Origin of the sequence: Aestuariivirga sp. (assembly GCF_044238155.1) — a bacterium.
Lineage (GTDB): Bacteria > Pseudomonadota > Alphaproteobacteria > Rhizobiales > Aestuariivirgaceae > Aestuariivirga.
In genome coordinates this window covers 1-19389 of the sequence record NZ_JBIIDX010000056.1, presented here as the reverse complement: position 1 = coordinate 19389, position 19389 = coordinate 1, and the positions used below count along the sequence as shown (strand labels likewise).

At 64.2% G+C, this 19389-nt stretch carries 22 protein-coding genes; 12 read left to right on the top strand and 10 right to left on the bottom strand.

Annotation, left to right across the window (positions count from 1 at the left end; translation table 11 throughout):
• Positions 1 to 154 precede the first annotated feature (154 nt).
• Positions 155 to 2830, top strand: coding sequence for a pyruvate, phosphate dikinase (gene ppdK, locus ACILRN_RS07740; protein ID WP_395687073.1), 2676 nt, complete (start codon positions 155 to 157; stop codon positions 2828 to 2830).
• 174 nt (positions 2831 to 3004) lie between these two features.
• Complete coding sequence (locus ACILRN_RS07735) at positions 3005 to 3946, top strand: cell wall hydrolase (RefSeq protein WP_395687072.1); 942 nt, start codon at positions 3005 to 3007, stop codon at positions 3944 to 3946.
• Between the two features lie 9 nt (positions 3947 to 3955).
• Here ACILRN_RS07735 and ACILRN_RS07730 read toward each other — a convergent pair whose 3' ends face one another.
• From ACILRN_RS07730 to ACILRN_RS07715, 4 genes are read right to left on the bottom strand one after another with little or no spacing between them, the layout of a single operon-like run.
• Complete coding sequence (locus ACILRN_RS07730) at positions 3956 to 4459, bottom strand: tyrosine phosphatase family protein (RefSeq protein ID WP_395687070.1); 504 nt, start codon at positions 4457 to 4459, stop codon at positions 3956 to 3958.
• Entirely contained in the window at positions 4456 to 5064 is a 609-nt protein-coding gene (locus tag ACILRN_RS07725) for a hydrolase (RefSeq protein WP_395687068.1), read from the bottom strand. Before ACILRN_RS07725 ends, ACILRN_RS07730 begins: the two co-directional genes overlap by 4 nt.
• A complete protein-coding gene (locus ACILRN_RS07720) occupies positions 5048 to 5638 on the bottom strand; it encodes a DNA-3-methyladenine glycosylase I (protein WP_395687067.1) in 591 nt (196 codons plus the stop codon). The genes ACILRN_RS07725 and ACILRN_RS07720 overlap by 17 nt, the downstream gene beginning before the upstream one ends.
• Complete coding sequence (locus tag ACILRN_RS07715) at positions 5635 to 6453, bottom strand: YgfZ/GcvT domain-containing protein (protein ID WP_395687066.1); 819 nt, start codon at positions 6451 to 6453, stop codon at positions 5635 to 5637. The genes ACILRN_RS07720 and ACILRN_RS07715 overlap by 4 nt, the downstream gene beginning before the upstream one ends.
• Positions 6454 to 6514: 61 nt before the next feature.
• Here ACILRN_RS07715 and ACILRN_RS07710 point away from each other — a divergent pair, with 61 nt between their 5' ends.
• From ACILRN_RS07710 to ACILRN_RS07700, 3 genes are read left to right on the top strand one after another with little or no spacing between them, the layout of a single operon-like run.
• Positions 6515 to 7840: a dihydroorotase gene (locus ACILRN_RS07710; protein WP_395687064.1), complete on the top strand. Its 1326-nt coding sequence runs from the start codon at positions 6515 to 6517 to the stop codon at positions 7838 to 7840.
• Positions 7841 to 7851: 11 nt separating this feature from the next.
• The gene (locus ACILRN_RS07705) at positions 7852 to 8835 is read left to right on the top strand and encodes an MDR family oxidoreductase (protein ID WP_395687062.1); all 984 of its coding nucleotides are present in this window, start codon (positions 7852 to 7854) and stop codon (positions 8833 to 8835) included.
• Between the two features lie 3 nt (positions 8836 to 8838).
• Positions 8839 to 9471, top strand: a complete 633-nt coding sequence (locus tag ACILRN_RS07700; RefSeq protein WP_395687061.1) for a LysE family translocator — start codon at positions 8839 to 8841, stop codon at positions 9469 to 9471.
• 9 nt (positions 9472 to 9480) lie between these two features.
• Here ACILRN_RS07700 and ACILRN_RS07695 read toward each other — a convergent pair whose 3' ends face one another.
• Together ACILRN_RS07695 and ACILRN_RS07690 are read right to left on the bottom strand one after the other, a co-directional pair.
• Complete coding sequence (locus ACILRN_RS07695; protein WP_395687059.1) at positions 9481 to 9735, bottom strand: hypothetical protein; 255 nt, start codon at positions 9733 to 9735, stop codon at positions 9481 to 9483.
• Between the two features lie 97 nt (positions 9736 to 9832).
• Positions 9833 to 10279 carry an NUDIX hydrolase gene (locus tag ACILRN_RS07690; protein WP_395687058.1) on the bottom strand — a complete coding sequence of 149 codons (447 nt, stop codon included), beginning with the start codon at positions 10277 to 10279 and terminating at the stop codon, positions 9833 to 9835.
• Between ACILRN_RS07690 and ACILRN_RS07685 the strand changes: the two genes are divergently transcribed.
• A complete protein-coding gene (locus tag ACILRN_RS07685) occupies positions 10278 to 10946 on the top strand; it encodes an SOS response-associated peptidase (RefSeq protein WP_395687056.1) in 669 nt (222 codons plus the stop codon). The two genes, ACILRN_RS07690 and ACILRN_RS07685, sit on opposite strands and share 2 nt — an antisense overlap.
• Before the next feature lie 8 nt (positions 10947 to 10954).
• Here the strand turns inward: ACILRN_RS07685 and ACILRN_RS07680 are convergent, their stop codons facing one another.
• Together ACILRN_RS07680 and ACILRN_RS07675 are read right to left on the bottom strand one after the other, a co-directional pair.
• Positions 10955 to 12355 carry an FAD-binding oxidoreductase gene (locus ACILRN_RS07680; RefSeq protein WP_395687055.1) on the bottom strand — a complete coding sequence of 467 codons (1401 nt, stop codon included), beginning with the start codon at positions 12353 to 12355 and terminating at the stop codon, positions 10955 to 10957.
• Positions 12352 to 13293: an L-threonylcarbamoyladenylate synthase gene (locus ACILRN_RS07675; RefSeq protein WP_395687053.1), complete on the bottom strand. Its 942-nt coding sequence runs from the start codon at positions 13291 to 13293 to the stop codon at positions 12352 to 12354. The genes ACILRN_RS07680 and ACILRN_RS07675 overlap by 4 nt, the downstream gene beginning before the upstream one ends.
• Before the next feature lie 46 nt (positions 13294 to 13339).
• Between ACILRN_RS07675 and ACILRN_RS07670 the strand changes: the two genes are divergently transcribed.
• Genes ACILRN_RS07670 through ACILRN_RS07660 form a run of 3 tightly spaced genes read left to right on the top strand, consistent with a single transcriptional unit; the run spans position 13340 to position 15277 of the window.
• The gene (locus ACILRN_RS07670; RefSeq protein ID WP_395687051.1) at positions 13340 to 14314 is read left to right on the top strand and encodes a histone deacetylase family protein; all 975 of its coding nucleotides are present in this window, start codon (positions 13340 to 13342) and stop codon (positions 14312 to 14314) included.
• Complete coding sequence (locus ACILRN_RS07665) at positions 14314 to 14559, top strand: exodeoxyribonuclease VII small subunit (protein ID WP_395687049.1); 246 nt, start codon at positions 14314 to 14316, stop codon at positions 14557 to 14559. Before ACILRN_RS07670 ends, ACILRN_RS07665 begins: the two co-directional genes overlap by 1 nt.
• Positions 14549 to 15277, top strand: a complete 729-nt coding sequence (locus ACILRN_RS07660) for a TlyA family RNA methyltransferase (RefSeq protein WP_395687048.1) — start codon at positions 14549 to 14551, stop codon at positions 15275 to 15277. The genes ACILRN_RS07665 and ACILRN_RS07660 overlap by 11 nt, the downstream gene beginning before the upstream one ends.
• Here the strand turns inward: ACILRN_RS07660 and aroC are convergent.
• Together aroC and fabI are read right to left on the bottom strand one after the other, a co-directional pair.
• Complete coding sequence (gene aroC, locus ACILRN_RS07655; protein ID WP_395687046.1) at positions 15274 to 16362, bottom strand: chorismate synthase; 1089 nt, start codon at positions 16360 to 16362, stop codon at positions 15274 to 15276. The genes ACILRN_RS07660 and aroC overlap by 4 nt on opposite strands.
• 24 nt (positions 16363 to 16386) lie before the next feature.
• Positions 16387 to 17211 (bottom strand): enoyl-ACP reductase FabI, encoded by an 825-nt coding sequence (gene fabI / locus ACILRN_RS07650; RefSeq protein ID WP_395687044.1) that lies wholly within the window; start codon positions 17209 to 17211, stop codon positions 16387 to 16389.
• Positions 17212 to 17409: 198 nt separating this feature from the next.
• On the opposite strand from fabI, the gene pdxH reads away from it, so the two are divergent.
• The 3 genes from pdxH to ACILRN_RS07635 all read left to right on the top strand — a co-directional run.
• Entirely contained in the window at positions 17410 to 18042 is a 633-nt protein-coding gene (gene pdxH / locus ACILRN_RS07645; protein ID WP_395687042.1) for a pyridoxamine 5'-phosphate oxidase, read from the top strand.
• The gene (locus tag ACILRN_RS07640; RefSeq protein WP_395687040.1) at positions 18039 to 18794 is read left to right on the top strand and encodes an SDR family NAD(P)-dependent oxidoreductase; all 756 of its coding nucleotides are present in this window, start codon (positions 18039 to 18041) and stop codon (positions 18792 to 18794) included. The genes pdxH and ACILRN_RS07640 overlap by 4 nt, the downstream gene beginning before the upstream one ends.
• Positions 18787 to 19389 (top strand): PLP-dependent transferase (locus ACILRN_RS07635; protein ID WP_395687039.1); only part of this gene is annotated, 603 nt, incomplete at its 3' end. The genes ACILRN_RS07640 and ACILRN_RS07635, both read left to right, overlap by 8 nt.

Below are 19389 nucleotides of genomic sequence, written 5' to 3'. Positions count from 1 at the left end.
GCAGCTGCCGCCTGAGCCTCGAAGCCCATGCGGCCACTGCGATGCCGCATGTGCGATATTGCATTGCAACCGGGGCGAGGCTGTGGTTTCCTGACTTTGGGCGTTTGCCCGCTATGTCTGCCCAACCCTTCGCGTACAACGGAAAATCCGTGTCATGGCGATGTCATCTCCGAAATATGTCTATCGCTTCGGCGGCGGCTCGGCCGAGGGCCGCGCCGGTATGAAGGCGTTGCTGGGTGGCAAGGGCGCCAACCTGGCCGAGATGGCCAATCTGGGCCTTCCGGTTCCGCCGGGCTTCACCATTTCGACTGAGGTCTGCACGGTCTATTCCAGCCGCAACAAGACGTACCCTACAGGGCTCGACACCCAGGTGGCGGACGCGCTCACCAGCGTGGAACATATCACTCAGGCGCGTTTCGGCGAGGCGGCCAACCCGCTGCTGGTGTCCGTTCGCTCAGGCGCGCGCGCCTCGATGCCGGGCATGATGGACACGGTGCTCAACCTCGGCCTCAATGACCAGACGGTGGATGGGCTGGCGGCCCGCTCCGGCGACCGGCGCTTTGCCTATGACAGCTACCGCCGATTCATCAGCATGTATGCCGATGTGGTGCTTGGCGTCGAGCATGCGGAGTTCGAGGACATTCTCGGTGGTTTCAAGGAAGAGAAGGGCTATTCCCTCGACACCCAGGTCACGGCAGAAGAGTGGCAGGGCCTGATCGCGCGCTACAAGGTGCTGGTTCAGCAGGAGACCGGACAGCCCTTTCCGCAGGACGTGACGGCGCAGTTGTGGGGCGCCATCGGCGCGGTATTCTCCTCGTGGAACGGGGCGCGTGCCATCACCTACCGCAAGCTCAACAAGATCCCGGAGGACTGGGGCACGGCGGTCAACGTCCAGGCCATGGTGTTCGGCAACATGGGTGAGAACTCGGCGACCGGTGTCGCATTTACACGCAACCCGTCGACCGGTGCGCGGGAAATCTATGGCGAATTCCTGGTCAACGCGCAGGGTGAGGATGTGGTGGCAGGGCTTCGCACGCCACAGTCCATCACCGAACGGGCGCGCAAGGAAGCCGGATCGGCGCTGCCCTCGCTCGAGGCTCTGATGCCGGAGACCTTCTCCGAACTCCGGCACACATTCGCGTTGCTCGAGCGCCACTACCGCGACATGCAGGACATGGAGTTCACCATCCAGAGCGGAAAGCTCTGGATGTTGCAGACCCGAACGGGGAAGCGAACTGCCAGGGCCGCACTGAAGATTGCCGTCGACATGGCAGGCGAGGGCCTGATCAGCCGTGAAGAGGCCGTGATGCGGATCGACCCTGCCTCGCTCGACCAGCTGCTTCATCCAACGCTCGATCCCGGCGCGAGGCGCGAAGTGATCGCCACGGGGCTACCCGCCTCGCCTGGTGCGGCATCAGGCGAGATCGTGTTCGATCCCAATGAGGCCGGGCGCCTCAAGGCCCTCAACCGGCGCGTCATTCTGGTGCGGATCGAGACCAGCCCCGAGGACATTCACGGCATTCATGCCGCGGAAGGCATTCTCACCACGCGCGGCGGCATGACATCGCATGCCGCCGTGGTGGCGCGTGGCATGGGCAAGCCCTGCGTCTCAGGCGCCGGAGCGTTGCGTGTCGACTATCAGGCGGGGACGCTTGCCGTGATGGGCCTCGTGCTGCGCAAGGGCGATACGATCACCATCGACGGCGGCTCGGGCCAGGTGATCCGGGGCGAGGTCGCCACCATCAAGCCCGAACTCTCGGGGGATTTCGCAAAGCTCATGGGCTGGGCGGACGGCATGCGGCGCATGGGTGTGCGGGCCAATGCGGAAACTCCGGTGGATGCCCGCGCCGCGCGTGATTTCGGCGCCGAGGGCATTGGCCTGTGCCGGACCGAGCACATGTTCTTCGAGGCTGGCCGCATCGTGGCGGTGCGCGAGATGATCCTTGCCGACAAGCCTGCTGCCAGGCGCACAGCACTCGCCAAGCTGCTGCCGATGCAGCGCCAGGATTTCATCGAGCTGTTCGAGATCATGGCAGGCTTGCCCGTCACCATCCGCCTGCTCGATCCGCCGCTGCATGAGTTCCTGCCCCAGGCCGACCATGAGATCGAGGAGGTGGCCGAGCAGATGAACGCCAGCCCCGATGCGCTACGCGCACGGGTGGCCGAGCTCAAGGAATTCAACCCCATGCTGGGACACCGGGGGGTCAGGCTGCTGATTTCCTATCCGGAGATCACCGAGATGCAAACCCGTGCCATTTTCGAGGCGGCAACCGAGGTCGTCCGTCGCGGCGGAAAGGCCCCGATCCCCGAGGTCATGGTGCCGCTGGTTGCCTCGCGCAATGAACTCGACCGGGTAAAGCAGGTGGTGGTCGCCGTCGCCCAGCAAGTCGCGCGGGAAACCGGTGTGGGCATCGACTATTCGGTGGGTACCATGATCGAGTTGCCGAGGGCAGCCCTGTGCGCGGGCGAGATCGCCGAGGCAGCGGATTTCTTCTCCTTCGGCACCAATGACCTGACCCAGACGACCTTCGGCATCAGCCGTGATGATGCCGCGCGCTTCATCGGCGAGTACACGGCCAAGGGCGTGTTCCGGACCGACCCCTTCATCTCGCTCGATACGGAGGGGGTGGGTGAATTGGTGCGGATTGGCGTCGAACGCGGGCGGCGGGTGAAGCCCGGCCTCAAGACTGGCATCTGTGGCGAGCATGGCGGCGACCCCGCCTCGATCGCGTTTTGCGAGGCGCTCAAACTTGACTATGTGTCATGTTCGCCCTTTCGCGTGCCGATCGCACGGCTCGCAGCAGCTCGCGCAACCCTTTCTAAAGACTAAATTTTTTCAAATTGTGCCAGGCCGTTAACCAAGCCTTTACCCTATCCTGTTTCGAGTTGAAAAACGGAGCCGCCGGGTTGCCCGGATGGTTAAGCCATGTTAAACGCGGTTTCGAAAGACGACCGCGCTTTAACAAAGCCGCAACAAATGCGGCCCACGGTATGTCGAGGGGAAGTGACGAAAACGCCGCGAACATCCGGGCCCGCCGCCCACCGCACCCGCATCGAACACCGCGCCCCAACCCGTGGGCGTGCATCGGCGGCTGGATATGCCACAATGGTGCTGGGCGGAATGATGTTGGTCGTGGCCTTCGCCTTTGCCGGCCATTACATGGGCCAGAATGCGATAGCCCATAATGCCGAACCCGGAGAGACGCTGGACAATCAGGCGGCGCCATCTTCCAACATCTTGGCAAAGGGTTCGCTGATACCTGGCGCCGACAGCCTCGACAGCGTGAACAAGGCCAGCCTTGCCCAGCAGGTCGTGACCGGCACCGGCAAGGGCGATCTCGTTGAAATGCAGCAACAGGTTGTGAAAGTGGTTCCGGCTGCCGTCAACCTCACCGAAGATGCTGAGGAGCCTGGCAGCAGCACCCTGGCGCTTGCACCGACCCCGGCCAAGGTCCAGCAGGTGATCATGCTGGAGCGCAGCACGGTGGCCAAGCGCGCCAAGACGGCGAAGAGCAAGGAGGCGCAGAAGGCCATTGCCCAGCGCCGATCGCAGCAGGCGGAAGAGAACTGCCTGGCGCGAGCGGTCTATTTCGAGGCGCGATCAGAGTCCGATCTGGGCCAGCTGGCGGTCGCCAAGGTGATCCTCAACCGCGTCAAGGATCCGGAATACCCCAAGACGATCTGCGGTGTCGTTTACCAGGGATCAGGCCGGCGCAATTCCTGCCAGTTCTCCTTCGCCTGTGACGGCTTGCCAGACGACGTCAGGAGTGCTCAGTCCTGGGCCCATGCCAAGAAGATCGCCCGCCAGGCCATCGCCGGAGATGCGCAGGTAGCCGCGATCAGCACGGCCACCAATTATCACGCCGACTACGTCAAGCCCAAATGGGCAAAGAGCATGAAACGGCTGATCAAGATCGGCCGGCACATCTTCTACGAGGATTCGTGACCCCACAGGTCACGGCCGCAGGATGAACGGCGCCCCCTCGTAGGCGTCAGCGCCGCGGCCGATCCTTGAAATTGCATTCACCATCCTGCCGCCACGGCCAAGCACATCATCAGCCAGCGACACGATCAGCCGGTTGGGCGTGGCCGAGGGTGAGGCAGCGCGCAGCTCCTGGGCCAGCGCGTCCTCGTCGGCATCAGGCCTGAACAGGCAGAGCGCGGTATAGGCCGCCGCGGTGGACCGGCTGATGCCGGCCCAGCAATGGATCAGCATCGGGTCAGACTTGTCCCAGCTTTCAAGGAAGCGGATGAGCCGTTCGGCATCCCGCGCCGAGGGCGGCGTGTGCCCGTCCATCGGCGCCACGATGTCATGGAAGTGAAGCTTGAGGTGTCGGCCGGGAGCGATGCCGCGTGGGCTTTCGCTGGGCGTGTCGGGGGCGAGCAGTGTCACCACATGACGCGCACCATGGGCATCGATGAGAGGCTGAACCTGGCTCAGGGGACCGACGATGATCATGTGGCAAGCCTCGCGAAGGCGGAGAGATAGAGTTCAGATGCTGCGTTGGGTGCCAGGGGGTCAAGCCTGACAAAACGCGCAGAGCCTTGGCCGTCCAGGCCAGCTGGACGGCCAAAGAACTTCGCTGCCTCAGGCAGGCTGAAGCCAGCGAGCTGGGTGGCCTCGAGATAGGCCGCGATACGGTCGCAGCGCTTGATGAAGGTTTCAAGGCGCGGAGGCGATGCGGCATGAAGCCCGAAGCGCAGATGAATGGCCGCCAGCAGCCGCTTCTCGAAATCCTTGTAGTCGAGACCCAGCGCGGCCTTGAACGGCGAGATCATGTCTCCCACCACATATTCCGGCGCATCGTGAAGCAGGGCTGCGAGCCGCTCTGGACGGCCGAGCGCCGGATCGAGGTGAATTGCAATGTCATGCACCAGCACGCAATGCTGTGCGACCGAGAAGGCATGGTCACCCTTGGTCTGGCCGTTCCAGCGGGCGACGCGCGCCAGGCCATGGGCAATGTCCTCAATTTCAATGTCGAGCGGCGACGGGTTCAGGAGATCAAGCCTGCGTCCCGACAGCATGCGCTGCCAGGCGCGGGGCGGTTCAGCCTTTCGCGGCATGCTTTACTTCCTCATGCCGGTGGCAATCCACCAGATGATCGTTGACCAGCCCGCAGGCCTGCATGAAGGCATAGACAATCGTCGGGCCCACGAACCGGAAGCCGCGCTTCTGCAAGTCCTTGGAGATCGCTTCGGCGAGCGGCGTCTTGGCGGGAATCCCGCTCATGCTGCGGATGCGGTTCTGCACCGGCCTGCCGTCCACGAAATTCCAGAGATAAGTCGAGAAGTCAGGGATCGCCAGATAGGCCTGCGCATTGGAAATACTGGCGTTGATCTTCAGGCGGTTCCGCACAATCCCTGAATCCTGCATCAGGGCCTCGCATTTTTCCGGCGTGTAGCGGGCCATCTTCTCCGCGTCGAAGCCGTCGAAGGCGCGGCGGAAATTGTCGCGCTTGCGCAGGATGGTGATCCAGGAGAGCCCGGCCTGAAAGCCGTCGAGCAGCAGCTTTTCGAACAGCGCCCGCGAGTCATATTCCGGCACGCCCCATTCCTCGTCGTGATAGGCCACGTAGAGCGCATCCGTGCCGCACCAGTTGCAGCGGCAGAGGCCGTCGGCATGGCGGAGCGCTGTCATGCGGCCCCCGGCACGTCATAACGCACCCATTGGGGCTTCAGCACCGTCACAGCAACGCCGCCCGCCTCAAGCGGCGCCGCTGCCTCGGCAAGGCGGTCCAGCCGGATCAGCGCCAGAGCCTGATCACCCTCGCCTGACAACAGCGTGCCCACCTGCTTGTCGCCCGCGCGGAGATCGGTTCCCTTCGGCGGTGTGCCGCCCGCCAGCGTCACCGGCAGAATGCGGCTGCGCGCCGTGCCGCGATGCTCCATGCGCGACACCACTTCCTGGCCCACATAGCAGCCCTTCTTGAAGCTCACGCCGCCCAGCTGATCGAGATTGGCCTCATGCGGGAAGAATTCGCCGGACCCGAGATCGGCCTCCGAATCGGCGAGGCCCGCCGCAATGCGGGAGGCGTAATAGCCATGAGCCTCGTCACCTGGCGCTTCGCCGATCATCCGCCAGCCCACGGTCGGCGTGCGTGGGTCCGGGAAACCACCCGTAATCTTGCTAGGCGACACTCCCACCGCCAGATCATCCCTTGGCGTGATCTCGACTTGGGCGCGCAGCTTGTAGAGCCCGAGCCGCTTCAGCAGCGCATCGCGCTGGCCGGCGGCACAGTCGATCAGAAAGCCCTCGCCCCTGCGCAGCACCAGCATATCGAACAGGATCTTGCCCTGCGGCGACAGCAAGGCGGCATAACGCGCTTCGCCATCGGCCAGATGTTCGACATCCGCCGTCAGCAGATTGTGCAGGAAATGGCCGGCGTCCGGCCCGCTGATGGCCAGCACCGCACGGCCGGCCAGCCGCCCCGCCCCGAATTGAATGTCACGCATCGCTGTTGCTTCGTTTCCAATCCACATTTACGAAGAGCCAGCACGGCATTCAAGGAGCGCCATGACCATCCACGCCGAATTGATCCTCAAGGGTGGCACCGTCGTCAACCATGACGGCACCGGCCAGCGCGACATCGCGGTCGCGGGCGGCCGCATTCTGGGGCTGGGGTCTTTCGCGCCGCACCAGGCGGGCGAAGTCATTGATTGCACCGGGCTTCACATCCTGCCGGGCGTCGTGGACAGCCAGGTGCATTTCCGCGAGCCGGGGGCTGAGCACAAGGAAGACCTCGAAACCGGCGGCCGCGCCGCCATCATGGGTGGCGTCACGGCGGTGTTCGAGATGCCGAACACCAACCCGCTCACCACTTCGGAGGAAACGCTGGCCGACAAGGTCCGCCGTGCCACGAACCGCATGCCTTGCGACTTTGCCTTCTTCATGGGTGGCACGCGGGAGAACGCGCATCAGCTGGGCGAACTCGAGCGGCTGCCGGGCTGCGCGGGCGTCAAAGTGTTCATGGGCTCTTCCACCGGGGCGCTGCTGGTCGAGGATGATGACGGTGTCGCCGCCATCCTGAAGAACATCCGCCGCCGCGCGTCCTTCCATTCGGAGGATGAGTTCCGGCTGAATGCCCGCAAGCATCTGCGTGTGGAAGGCGATCCCGCCAGCCATTATGTGTGGCGTGACGCGGAAGCGGCGCGGCTCTCGACCGAGCGGCTGCTGCGGATTGCAAGGCAAGAGGGCAAGCGCATTCACGTGCTTCACATCTCGACGGCGGATGAGTTCCCGCTGCTGGCCGCCAACCGCGACATCGCCACAGTGGAGGTGACGCCCAATCACCTAACCTTCACCTCGGAAGACTATGCGCGGCTCGGCAATTTGATCCAGATGAACCCGCCGATGCGCGAGCCGCATCACCGCCAGGGCATCTGGCAGGCGCTGACTTCAGGCCTTGTCGACGTGCTGGGCTCGGACCACGCGCCGCATACGCTGACGGAGAAGGCCAAGCCCTATCCCGGCTCGCCGTCCGGCATGCCGGGCGTGCAGACGCTGGTTCCAGTCATGCTCGATTATGTCAACCGCGGGCTTCTCACGCTGGAACGCTTCGTCGATCTCACCTCGCACGGGCCCAACCGGATTTTCGGCATGGCCGGCAAGGGCCGCATCGCCGAAGGCTATGACGCCGACTTCACCATTGTAGACATGAAGGCGCGCCGCACCATCAGCAATGACTGGATCGAAAGCCGCTGCAAATGGACCCCGCATGACGGCCGCACCGTTACCGGCTGGCCCGTCGGCGCCATGCTGCGCGGCCGGCTGGCCATGTGGAACGGCGAAATCATCGGCCCGGCCCAGGGCCAGCCTGTCCGCTTCACCGAATCTCTCTGAAAGGAACATTCATGTCTTTCCGCGGCATTCTCATTACCAAGACCGACAGCGGCCAGAAGGCCGAACTCACGAGGTTCGAGGAGCAGGACCTGATGGAGGGTGACGTCACGGTGGATGTCAGCCATTCCTCCGTCAATTACAAGGATGGGCTCGCCATCACGGGCAAGGCCCCGATTGCGCGGCGCTTTCCGCTGATCCCTGGTATTGATTTCGCCGGCGTGGTGCGGGCCTCCAGCCACCCGCGCTGGAAGGCGGGCGACCAGGTGGTGCTCAACGGCTATGGCGTGGGCGAGGGCCACCATGGCGGCTTTGCCGAAGTGGCACGGGTCAGCGGTGACTGGCTGGTGCCGGTGCCGAAGGGCTGGACGGCGGCCGACTGCATGTCGGTGGGTGTCGCCGGCTACACCGCCATGCTCTGCGTGATGGCGCTGGAAGAGCAGGGGGTGAAGCCCGCGGACGGCGACATTCTGGTCACAGGCGCGGCGGGCGGCGTCGGCACCACGGCGATCGTCATCCTTGCCAAGCTCGGCTACCGGGTGATTGCCTCCACGGGCCGCACCTCCGAAGAGCCGTTCCTGAAAGGCCTCGGTGCGGCGGGCGTCGTTGACCGCAACGAGTTCAACGGCCCGGTGAAGCCGCTCGCCAAGTCGCGCTGGGCGGGCTGCATCGATTCGGTGGGCTCGGTGACGCTGGCCAACGTCATCTCACAGATGAACCCGGACGCAACCGTCGCGGCCTGCGGCCTCGCCCAGGGCATGGACCTTCCCACCAATGTCGCCCCCTTCATCCTGCGCGGCGTGAAGCTTGTGGGGATCAATTCGGTGTCGACACCGATGCCGCGGCGCCTGAAAGTGTGGGATCGGCTTGTGCAGGACCTTGACCTCGCCAAGCTCCATGCCCTCACCACCCATGTGAAGCTCGATGACGTGCCGCAAGTGGCGGCTGACATCGTGGCCGGCAAGGTCAAGGGCCGGGTGGTGGTCGACATCCGCTAGGCGATGGAGGCAGCGCTTTTCCTGATGGGCGTGGCCGTCGGCCTCGCCATGGCCGCGCCGGTTGGGCCTGTCAACCTTCTGGTGGTGCGCGAAGCGCTGCGCGCTGGCTTTGGCCCGGCGTTTCTGGTGGGGCTTGCCTCCGTCGCTGCCGATGCAATGTATGCCCTCGTCGCTGCCTTTGGGGTGAGTGCGGTTGCCAATGCCATCGAGGAGTATGAGCGGCCGCTGCTTGCTGCAGGCGGTCTGTTGCTGGTGGTGATGGGCGTGCGGCTTGCCCGCGCCCGAACCGTGGTTGCGGCGGGACAAGGGCAGGCGCTGCCCACAACAGTCGCCACGGCCCGCAAGATGCTTGCCGCCTTCATGCTGACGCTGACCAATCCTGGCGTCCTGTTCGGCTTCGCCGCCATCTTCGCCACCCTGAATTCCATGCTTCAGCTGCATGTCGATCCGCTGCGGCCAGTGGTTTTGGTGGCTGGCGTCATGGCAGGCGATGCGCTGTGGTGGCTGTTCCTCAGCTCTACCGTGGCGCGCTACAGGTCACGCATCGGCGACACGGCGCTCGGACGCATCAACCGCTGGACCGGCCTGCTGATCGCGGTATTCGGCTTCCTGCTGCTGTTCGAGGCGGCGGGCTGAGGTGGCAGGCTACTGGCGGCTGCGGGCGAGAGTGAATTCGCCGGCGCGCACCCGGTCCGGCAGACGCCCGCACATCAGGGCAACGGGCTCTTCGCCATAGGTGGTGATCAATTCCGACAGCGCGGCGAAGATCGCCGTAGTGGCCAGGCAGTCCCGGTCGACGCCTTCATAGGCGGCCTCCTCCCAGGCATCGAGCAGGAATTGCAGCGCAAGCTGCTTTTCCTCGGCTGGTGTCGGCTTGGTCCGTTCGTTGATCTTCAACATGCTGTCCATCAATCCGGCGTGGGTGCATTCCATGCCTGTTCTGTGCCGGGACCATAGCAACGCCGGGGCGCAGGGCCACACCATCCTTAAACGAAGGTTAACGGGCGAGCAGGCGGCGTGCGGCGGCGATGGCATCGGCCATGTTGGGAGCAAGCGGGTAGCCGGCAAGCCGATCCGGATCGGCCCAGGCGACGGCTGCGGCATCGCTGGCGGCTACCGGCTCGCCCGGCCCGGCAATGCCGGCGTAACAGGCGATCACATAGTGTACCGTGACAAGACCTGCGGCATCGCGGCGGATCACGTCATACAGTCCTGCGAGCCCTGCGAACTCGGCCGTCATGCCGGTTTCCTCGTGGAGTTCGCGCGCCACCGCCCTCACCAAGGGCTCTCCCGCCTCGACATGACCGCCCGGAAAGGCCCAGATGCCGACCGGTAGTCTGGCACGCTCCACCAGCAGCACCTTGCCGTCCCTCCATATGGCGGCGGAGACGCCAAGCTTGGGCATTTGTTGGTCTGGGCTCATCGATGCTAAGTTTGTGGCCATGTGCGGTCTCTATAGCCTGACACGAAGCCCGCAGGAAACCCGGGCCTGGTTCAAGCATGCGAACGATGCCGATTATCCGCCCCGCCCGCATGTGGCGCCGGGTCAGCCCATCGGCGTGGTGCGCATGGACCATGGCGAGCGCCGCTTCGCCCTCGTGCGCTGGGGCTTCGTTCCTGCGTGGCAGAAGGAGATCAAGCCGGGCAAGCCGCCAATCAACGCACGCGGCGAAACCGCGCTCGAAAAACCAACTTTCCGAAACGCCATGCGCCGCCGCCGCTGCCTCGTACCCGCCGATGGCTTCTACGAATGGTCAGGCGAGGCAGGGCACAAGACGCCCCATTTCTTCTCACGGCCCGATCATGGCCTGTTCGCCTTTGCCGGGCTTTGGGAGCACTGGATGGGAGCCGACGGCTCGGAACTCGAAACCGGGGCGCTGATGACCATATCGCCCAATGCCGAGGTGGCCGCGATCCATGATCGCATGCCAGTCATCATTCAGCCTCAGGACTATGAGGTCTGGCTGACGGGAGCTGTCGAGGACGCTGCGCGCCTCATCAGGCCGGCTCCTGACGGCACTTTCTCTGTGGCGCCCACCACCATTGCGCGCGGGCGGGCGGCCACCGCCGACCCGCCGCGAACGCGCGTACGTCAACTTGACTTGTTCTAGCCCTTTTCTCAGAGCGGCAGAACCCTGCCAGGATTGAGAATGGTGTGGGGATCGAGTGCGGATTTCAGCTGCCGCATCAGGTCCAGCGCCACCGGATCCTTGATTGCCGGCATGCGGTGGGCCTTGAGCCGGCCGATGCCATGCTCGGCGCTGATAGAGCCCCCGAAGCGTGCCACCACCTCGAAGACCACATCGTTCACCTCGTTCCAGCGGGCGAGGAAGTGGTCCCTGTCCATGCCGACCGGCTGGGAAATATTGTAGTGGATGTTGCCATCGCCCAGATGGCCAAAGCTCACAAAGCGTGCGCCCGGCATCAGGCTCAGCACGGCGGCGTCGGCGGCGGCAAGAAACTCCGGCACCCTGGAAACAGGAACGGACACATCATGCTTGATCGAGCCGCCCTCCGGCTTCTGTGACTCCGATATGAGCTCGCGTGCGGCCCAGAATTCGGAACGCTGGTTCTCTGACTGGGCAACAACGGCATCGCTGGCCAACCCGCGCGACATCGCCTCTTCGAGAAGCTGCAGCATGGCGCCCGGCACGGGATCCGCGAGTTCAGCCAGCACATACCATGGTGCCGGGCCAAGCGGCCGCCTCACATCTGCGTGCCGGACGGCAAAGTCGAGCGCGAGCGCGGCGATCAACTCGAAGGCCACGATGCGGTTGCCGCTCATGTCGCGCATCAGCGACAATAGCTCTATTGCCGCGTGAGGCGAGGGGAGCGCGATGAAGGCCGTCTCGCGGCTGCGCGGCTGCGGAAAGAGCTTGAGCACGGCCGCTGTGATGATGCCGAGTGATCCTTCCGCGCCAATGAACAGGTTGCGAAGATCATAGCCCGTATTGTCCTTGCGCAGGCGGCTGAGGCCGTTCCACACCCGTCCGTCTGCCAGCACCACCTCGAGGCCAAGGCACAGGTCGCGGGCATTGCCATAGGCGATGACGTTGAGGCCGCCCGCATTGCTCGCAAGATTGCCGCCGATTCGGCACGAGCCCTCGGAGGCAAGGCTCAGGGGAAACAGCCGGTCCGCCGCCGCAGCCGCCTGCTGAACGTCATGGAGAATGACGCCGGCCTCAACCGTCATGGTATTGTTGGCAGGATCAACATCGAGAATACGGTTCATGCGCTCGAGAGAGAGCACCACTTCGCGGCCCGACTCATCGGGGATCTGGCCGCCGCAGAGTCCGGTATTGCCGGACTGCGGCACGATTGCAGTGCGTGTTTCACTGGCAATCGCCAGGATGCGGCTCACCTCGGTGGTCGATTGTGGCCTGAGCACAAGCGGCGAGCGGCCGACCCAGATCTGACGCCACTCGCGCATGTAGCGGTCCATCTGCGCGGGATCGCGGATGGCATGGGCTTCACCGACCACTGCCGCGAGACGCTCGAGAGTCGACTGGGAGGGGGTCATGCGGGCTCCCGCGGGGCGGCTGCCCGGAGCAGGCGGTCATTGATCGCTTCACCGAGGCCGCGGTGGGGCACCGGAGCCACGGCGATGCAGGCAACCCCGGTCGCATCAATATCGTGCAGCAGGCGGAAGAGATTGGCGGCAGCTTCGACGAGATCGCCCGAGGCGGAGAGCGTCCAGGAGCCGTGAGCATGAAGTGGGCCGAAGCCGAGATAGGCTTCGCCCGCGCGCGGCGCCTCGGCATTGAGGCGGAGTTCGGCATGCGGTGCGTAGTGACTGAGGAGCTGGCCTGGCCCATGCGGTCGTGCGGCATGGGTTTCGGCAGGGATCGAGTGGCCCAGCACCTTTTCGATCGCGGCACGCGGCACGCCACCGTGGCGCAGCAATTTCGGACCGCCATCCAGCAGGCTCACCACGGTTGATTCGACGCCAACCGAGCAGCGGCCTCCATCGAGGACCACTGCCACCCTGTCCCTGAGATGACGGCGGACATGTTCGGCCGTGGTCGGGCTGATGCGGCCAGACGGGTTGGCACTGGGCGCCACCACCGGGCGGCCGGCGGCGGCGAGCAGAGCAAGGGCTGTCGGGTGGGCCGGAACGCGAATGGCGATGCTGTCCAGCCCTGCACTGGCCAGCAGCGATACCTTGCAGTCGGCGGTGCGGGGAACGACGAGGCTCAGGGGGCCTGGCCAGAAGGCCCGGGCGAGAGCCTGCGCTTCCGGGCCGAACTCGCCCAGTTCGAAGGCTGCATCGGAACTTGCCACATGTGCGATGAGCGGGTTGAAGGCCGGCCGTCCCTTGGCGGCATAGACGCGCGCCACCGCCTGATCGTTGGTCGCATCCGCGCCAAGGCCGTAGACGGTCTCTGTAGGAAAGGCCACGAGTTCTCCCTCGCGCAGGGCCTGGGCGGCAGCGGCAATGTCTTGCGCGGTGGCGGTCATCCTGGCTCCTATAGCAGTCCTGCCGGGAAGCGGATAGAAGCGAGCCATGACGACCCTGTTGTTCACCCACAAGGCCTCGCTTGGCCATCAGACGCCAGACGGTCATCCGGAACGGGTCGACCGTATCCGGGCGGTCGAGCGCATTCTGGCCGGTCCGCTATTTGGCGATCTCGTCCGTCGCGAGTCCCCGCTTGGCAGCGACGAGGACATCCTGCACGCCCACGCCGCCGAACATCTGGAGCGGGTGCGCGCCCTGGCGCCCAGTGAGGGCCTTGAGTATCTCGACCCGGACACCGTGATGTCGCCCGGCTCGCTCGAAGCGGCACTGCGCGCCGTGGGTGCCGCCACGGCAGCCGTGGATGCGGTTTTTTCGGGAGAGGCAGACAACGCATTCTGCGCCCTGAGGCCGCCTGGCCATCATGCCGAAACCCGCCGGGCCATGGGCTTCTGCCTGTTCAACCAGGCAGCCATCGCCGCCCAGCATGCCCGCCACCGCCATGGAGCAGAGCGGGTGGCGGTCATCGACTTTGACGTTCACCACGGCAATGGCACGCAGGATATCTTCTGGTCAGATGCTGACCTGTTCTACGGTTCAACCCACCAGATGCCGCTTTATCCCGGCACGGGCGCGGTACAGGAAACGGGGGTCGGAAACATCTTCAACGCGCCATTGCGGGCGGGCGATGGCGGGGCAGAGTTTCGCGAGGCGATGAATTCCGTCATCCTGCCCGCACTCGACGTGTTCAGGCCGGATCTGGTGATCGTGTCTGCTGGCTTCGACGCCCACCACCGCGACCCGCTTGGAAGCCTGCGCTTCACGGAGGAAGACTTCGCCTGGGTGACGCTCAAGCTGATGGAAGCCGCAGAGATTCACTGCAGCGGGCGGATCGTGTCCGTGCTTGAGGGCGGCTATGATCTTCAGGGGCTTGCCGCATCGGTGGGCATCCACGTTCAGGCCCTGATGCGTGGCAATGCCGGTGAGGTGGAAACAATGATGGATGAGAGCGAGGACGACATCTGATGACCAATCACGCCGATATCGCCAGCCTGCCGTTCGAGAAGGCGCTGGCCGAACTGGAGCAGATCGTGACCAGGCTCGAGTCCGGCAAGGTCGATCTTGAACAGTCGATCGCCATTTATGAGCGTGGCGAGGCGCTGAAGAAACATTGTGAGCGGCTTCTGAAGGATGCCGAGGCACGCATCGAGAAGATCACCCTGAAGCCGGACGGTACGGCGGCCGGAACCGAACCGCTGGATGCCGGCTAGGCAGCGGCTGGATGAGGCGCTCGTGGCGCGTGGGCTTTATGCTTCGCGCGCCCGGGCTCGCGACGCGGTGCTCCGCGGTGTTGTGCTGGTTGACGGCAAGCCTGCCGTCCGGCCATCGCAGCCGGTTGCTTCGGCGAGCAAACTCACCACAATCGACACGGCGAAGGATTATGTGTCGCGCGCCGCGCTGAAGCTCAAGCATGCGATTGCCTTCTTCGGGCTTCAGGTGAAGGGCAGCCGCTGCCTCGATATCGGCGCGTCAACCGGCGGTTTTAGCCAGGTGCTGCTCGAGGAGGGCGCCGCCCATGTGACGGCCATCGACGTTGGCCATGGTCAGATGAAGCTGAGCGATCCACGCCTCAGCCTCATCGAAGGCCTCAACGCGCGTGATCTTTCCGCCAGCCACCTGTCACAGAATCCAGACCTCATCGTTTGCGATGTAAGCTTCATTTCGCTCAAACTGGCGTTGCCGCCTGCCCTGGAGCTGGCAGTGCAGGGAGCAGCTCTGGTGGCGCTGATCAAGCCTCAGTTCGAGGTGGGCCGCGAGGGCGTGGGCAAGGGTGGCGTGGTCACGTCCCATGCTGAAAAGGCACGCGTCTGCAAGGAGATCGTGGCGTTTCTGATGAACGAGGGCTGGTCGGTTCTCGGCGTCACCGACTCGCCGTTGCTGGGCGGAGATGGCAATCAGGAATTCCTGGTCGCGGCACGGAAGGCCTAGCCGCCCATCTGGCCGCGGTGACGGAGAAAATGATCGGCCAGCACGAGCGCCATCATCGCTTCGCCCACCGGCACGGCACGGATGCCCACGCAAGGGTCATGGCGACCCTTGGTGAAGATGTCAGTTTCCGTTCCCTCAGCCGTGATAGTCTTCCGCGGACTGAGGATCGAGGAGGTGGGCTTCACCGCGAAGCGAACCACCACATCCTGGCCCGTCGAGATGCCGCCCAGAATGCCGCCGGCGTGATTGGACAGGAATTCCGGTTTGCCCCCTGCCATGCGCATTTCATCCGCGTTCTGCTCGCCCGAAAGCTCCGCCGCGGCGAAGCCGTCGCCGATCTCCACGCCCTTCACCGCATTGATGCTCATCATCGCGGCAGCGAGGTCCTGGTCGAGCTTGCCATAGAGCGGTGCGCCCCAGCCTGCTGGCACGCCGCTGGCCACCACCTCGATCACGGCGCCAGCCGAGGAGCCCGCCTTGCGCACACCGTCGAGATAATCTGCGAAACGCTCTGCTGCCTTCGCATCGGGCGCAAAGAAAGGGTTGTTGTCAACTGCTGCCCAGTCCCAGCGTGTGCGGTCGATCTTGTGCGGTCCCATCTGGATCAGCGCACCGCGGATCGTGACCCCTGGAATGACCTTTCGGGCAACCGCCCCTGCGGCCACACGCGCCGCCGTTTCGCGCGCTGATGAGCGTCCCCCGCCCTTGTAATCACGAATGCCATATTTGGACTGATAGGTATAATCGGCATGGCCGGGGCGAAACTTGTCACGGATCTCGGCGTAGTCCTTTGAGCGCTGGTCGACATTCTCGATCATCAGCATGAGTGGAGTTCCGGTGGTGACCGGGCCACCAGTACGCTCGTCCTCGAAGACGCCAGACATGATGCGGACGTTATCGGGTTCCTGCCGCTGGGTGGTGAAGCGCGACTGGCCGGGCCGGCGCTTGTCGAGGAAGACCTGGATATCTCCTGCCGTCAGCGGAATGTTCGGCGGGCAGCCGTCCACCACGCAGCCGATGGCGGGACCATGGCTTTCGCCGAAGGTGGTGATGCGGAAGAGATGGCCGAAGCTGTTGTGCGACATGAGTGCTGGTGTGGGCCCTGGCGTCTATTCACCGCCGCCATTCACGGTGATGTCGGGCGCATCCGGATTCTTCATGCCGACGATGTGGTAGCCGGCATCAACATGCAGGATTTCGCCGGTGACGCCGCGGCCCAGGTCCGACAGCAGATAGAGGCCGGAATCGCCAACTTCATCAATGGTTACCGTGCGGCGCAGCGGCGAATTATATTCATTCCAGCGCAGGATGTAGCGGAAATCGCCGATGCCGGACGCAGCGAGTGTCTTGATCGGGCCTGCGGAGATCGCATTGACGCGGATCGCCTTAGGACCGAGGTCGGCGGCCATGTAGCGCACCGAGGCCTCCAGACCCGCCTTGGCCACACCCATGACGTTGTAGTGCGGCATCCATTTCTCCGCCCCGTAATAGGTGAGGGTGAGCAGAGAGCCGCCATTGTTCATCAGCTTCTCGGCGCGCTGGGCAACCGCCGTGAAGGAATAGACGCTGATGAACATGGTCTTGGTGAAGTTATCCGCCGTGGTGTCCACGTAGCGGCCGGTGAGTTCGTCCTTGTCTGAGAAGGCTATCGCATGAACGAGAAAATCGAGAGAGCCCCATTTTTCCGAGATGGTGGCGAAGGTGGCATCGATCGAGGCCATGTCGGTAACGTCACATGGGGTGACAACTGTCGAGCCCAATTCGGCGGCAAGCGGCTCCACCCGTTTCTTGAGCGCTTCACCCTGATAGGTGAAGGCCAGCTCCGCGCCATGTTGCGCGCAGGATTTGGCGATTCCCCAGGCAATCGACCGGTTGTTGGCAACGCCCATGACAAGGCCCCGCTTGCCAGCCATCAACCCCTTGTTATCGCTCATGATTATTTGTCCGAAATCAAATCGTTCCTGAGGTTAATTGCACAAGTCCCGAACCAGGTCCACTGAAAAGGGATGTGCGGTGGCCAGGCCCGGTGTGCCAGTGCTGGTCTGTGGCCGTGCTTGATCCGTAGGGGATCAGGGTGGCATAAGCGCTTCTCATCCCGAGCAATCTGGGCGACGGCGCCCCTGGCAGAGCACATGGCCCAATCTGACATTTCCAAGCTGACCGCTGCGGCGGGCTTCACCGAGCGCAACGATCCTTTCAATCTGTTCGGGGAATGGCTGCAGGCAGCTGAAGCCTCCGAGCCCAACGACCCCAATGCCATGGCACTTGCCACGGTGGATGAGGAGGGGCTTCCCAATGTGCGGATGGTTCTGCTCAAGGGCTTCGACGAGCGCGGCTTCGTGTTCTACACCAATTTCGAAAGCCAGAAAGGCCAGGAAATTCTCGGCACCATGAAGGCGGCGTTGTGCTTCCACTGGAAATCCCTGCGCCGCCAGGTGCGGGTGCGAGGCATTGTCGAGGAAGTGTCATCCCGGGAGGCTGATGACTATTTCTCCTCGCGCCCTCGCGACAGCCGCATCGGCGCCTGGGCCTCGCAGCAGTCGCGCCCGCTTGAAAGCCGTTTCGCGCTGGAAACGGCAGTGGCGCTCACAACGGCGAAATATGCGATTGGAGAGGTGCCGCGGCCGCCTTACTGGTCTGGCTTCCGCATCCGTCCGCGCTCGATGGAATTCTGGCACGACCGGCCATTCCGGCTTCATGACCGCGTGGTGTTCCGCCGCGCGGACGAAGACAGCGGCTGGTCCAAGGCAAGGCTTTATCCATGAACACCACTGCCGAGTCCGACCGCAAAACCCTCATCCTCACGGGTGCCTCGCGCGGCATCGGCCATGCCACGGTGAAACGTTTTTCGACGGCTGGCTGGCGGGTGATCACCTGTTCGCGCCAGCCCTTTCCCGATGACTGCCCGTGGGACGCTGGCCCCGACGACCACATCGTAGTCGATCTCGCCTCGTCCACCGACACACATGCCGCCATTGCCCAGATGAAGCAGCGTCTCAAGGCGCAAGGCTCCAAGCTGCATGCGCTGGTGAACAATGCGGCGATCAGCCCGAAGAAGCCGGGTGGCGCGCGCCTCAATACCATTGAAACCTCCGAGGATGAGTGGAAGAGGGTCTTCCAGATCAATTTCTTTGCGCCCATCATGCTGGCGCGCGGCCTCATGGATGAGCTGGTGGCGGCCAAGGGCGCGGTCGTGAACGTCACCTCGATTGCCGGCTCGCGCATGCACCCTTTTGCGGGCGCGGCCTATTCCACCTCCAAGGCGGCACTTGCTGCGCTCACCCGCGAGATGGCGGGCGATTTCGGCCCGCATGGCGTTCGGGTGAACGCGATTTCGCCTGGCGAAATCGAAACCTCGATCCTCTCGCCGGGCACCGAGAAGCTGGTGGCGCAGATTCCGCAGCGCCGGCTGGGCCAGCCCGAGGAAGTTGCCAAGGCCATCTATTTTCTGTGTACGGAGAGTTCGAGCTACGTGAACGGCGCCGAGCTTCACATCAACGGCGGCCAGCATGTCTGAGCGGGGCCTCAGGCCCGAGACGCTCGCTGCCCATGCGCTGATCGCGGTTGACCCGGAAACCGGCGCAGTTGCTCCTCCGCTGCATCTTGCCACGACCTATGCCCGCGATGGCGAGTACCGGCCCCGGCTGAGGGAAAACTACATCCGCAATGGCAGCCCGACCTTATGGCAGGCGGAGGCCGCCCTGGCGACGCTCGAGGGAGGGCAGTCGGCGCTGCTGTTCGCCTCCGGCATGGCAGCGCTTACAACCGTGTTCGAGACCGTGCCGCATGGAGGCCATGTGGTGGCGCCGGGCATCATGTACTATGGCACGCGCGACTGGCTCAAGCGGCTGGAGGGGCTGGGCCGTATCCGTCTCACCCTGTTCGATGCCGCCACGACAGGCGCACTGGAGGCCGCTATCCGGCCAGGCGAAACCGATCTCGTATGGATTGAAACGCCCCTCAACCCGACATGGGATGTGATCGGCATTGCCGCTGCGGCGGCGGCCGCGCACAAGGCGGGTGCCATACTGGCGGTCGATGCCACCGTCACGGCGGCGGTCACCACGCAACCATTGAAGCTTGGCGCCGATATCGTGTTTCACTCGGCCACC

Coding starts and splice junctions, on each gene's coding strand:
- ppdK (WP_395687073.1), top strand. CDS start 155: ATGGCGATGTCATCTCCGAAATATGTCTATCGCTTCGGCGGCGGCTCG.
- ACILRN_RS07730 (WP_395687070.1), bottom strand. CDS start 4,459: ATGATCATCGTCGGTCCCCTGAGCCAGGTTCAGCCTCTCATCGATGCC.
- ACILRN_RS07725 (WP_395687068.1), bottom strand. CDS start 5,064: ATGCCGCGAAAGGCTGAACCGCCCCGCGCCTGGCAGCGCATGCTGTCG.
- ACILRN_RS07720 (WP_395687067.1), bottom strand. CDS start 5,638: ATGACAGCGCTCCGCCATGCCGACGGCCTCTGCCGCTGCAACTGGTGC.
- ACILRN_RS07715 (WP_395687066.1), bottom strand. CDS start 6,453: ATGCGTGACATTCAATTCGGGGCGGGGCGGCTGGCCGGCCGTGCGGTG.
- ACILRN_RS07710 (WP_395687064.1), top strand. CDS start 6,515: ATGACCATCCACGCCGAATTGATCCTCAAGGGTGGCACCGTCGTCAAC.
- ACILRN_RS07705 (WP_395687062.1), top strand. CDS start 7,852: ATGTCTTTCCGCGGCATTCTCATTACCAAGACCGACAGCGGCCAGAAG.
- ACILRN_RS07700 (WP_395687061.1), top strand. CDS start 8,839: ATGGAGGCAGCGCTTTTCCTGATGGGCGTGGCCGTCGGCCTCGCCATG.
- ACILRN_RS07695 (WP_395687059.1), bottom strand. CDS start 9,735: ATGTTGAAGATCAACGAACGGACCAAGCCGACACCAGCCGAGGAAAAG.
- ACILRN_RS07685 (WP_395687056.1), top strand. CDS start 10,278: ATGTGCGGTCTCTATAGCCTGACACGAAGCCCGCAGGAAACCCGGGCC.
- ACILRN_RS07690 (WP_395687058.1), bottom strand. CDS start 10,279: ATGGCCACAAACTTAGCATCGATGAGCCCAGACCAACAAATGCCCAAG.
- ACILRN_RS07680 (WP_395687055.1), bottom strand. CDS start 12,355: ATGACCCCCTCCCAGTCGACTCTCGAGCGTCTCGCGGCAGTGGTCGGT.
- ACILRN_RS07675 (WP_395687053.1), bottom strand. CDS start 13,293: ATGACCGCCACCGCGCAAGACATTGCCGCTGCCGCCCAGGCCCTGCGC.
- ACILRN_RS07670 (WP_395687051.1), top strand. CDS start 13,340: ATGACGACCCTGTTGTTCACCCACAAGGCCTCGCTTGGCCATCAGACG.
- ACILRN_RS07665 (WP_395687049.1), top strand. CDS start 14,314: ATGACCAATCACGCCGATATCGCCAGCCTGCCGTTCGAGAAGGCGCTG.
- ACILRN_RS07660 (WP_395687048.1), top strand. CDS start 14,549: ATGCCGGCTAGGCAGCGGCTGGATGAGGCGCTCGTGGCGCGTGGGCTT.
- aroC (WP_395687046.1), bottom strand. CDS start 16,362: ATGTCGCACAACAGCTTCGGCCATCTCTTCCGCATCACCACCTTCGGC.
- fabI (WP_395687044.1), bottom strand. CDS start 17,211: ATGAGCGATAACAAGGGGTTGATGGCTGGCAAGCGGGGCCTTGTCATG.
- pdxH (WP_395687042.1), top strand. CDS start 17,410: ATGGCCCAATCTGACATTTCCAAGCTGACCGCTGCGGCGGGCTTCACC.
- ACILRN_RS07640 (WP_395687040.1), top strand. CDS start 18,039: ATGAACACCACTGCCGAGTCCGACCGCAAAACCCTCATCCTCACGGGT.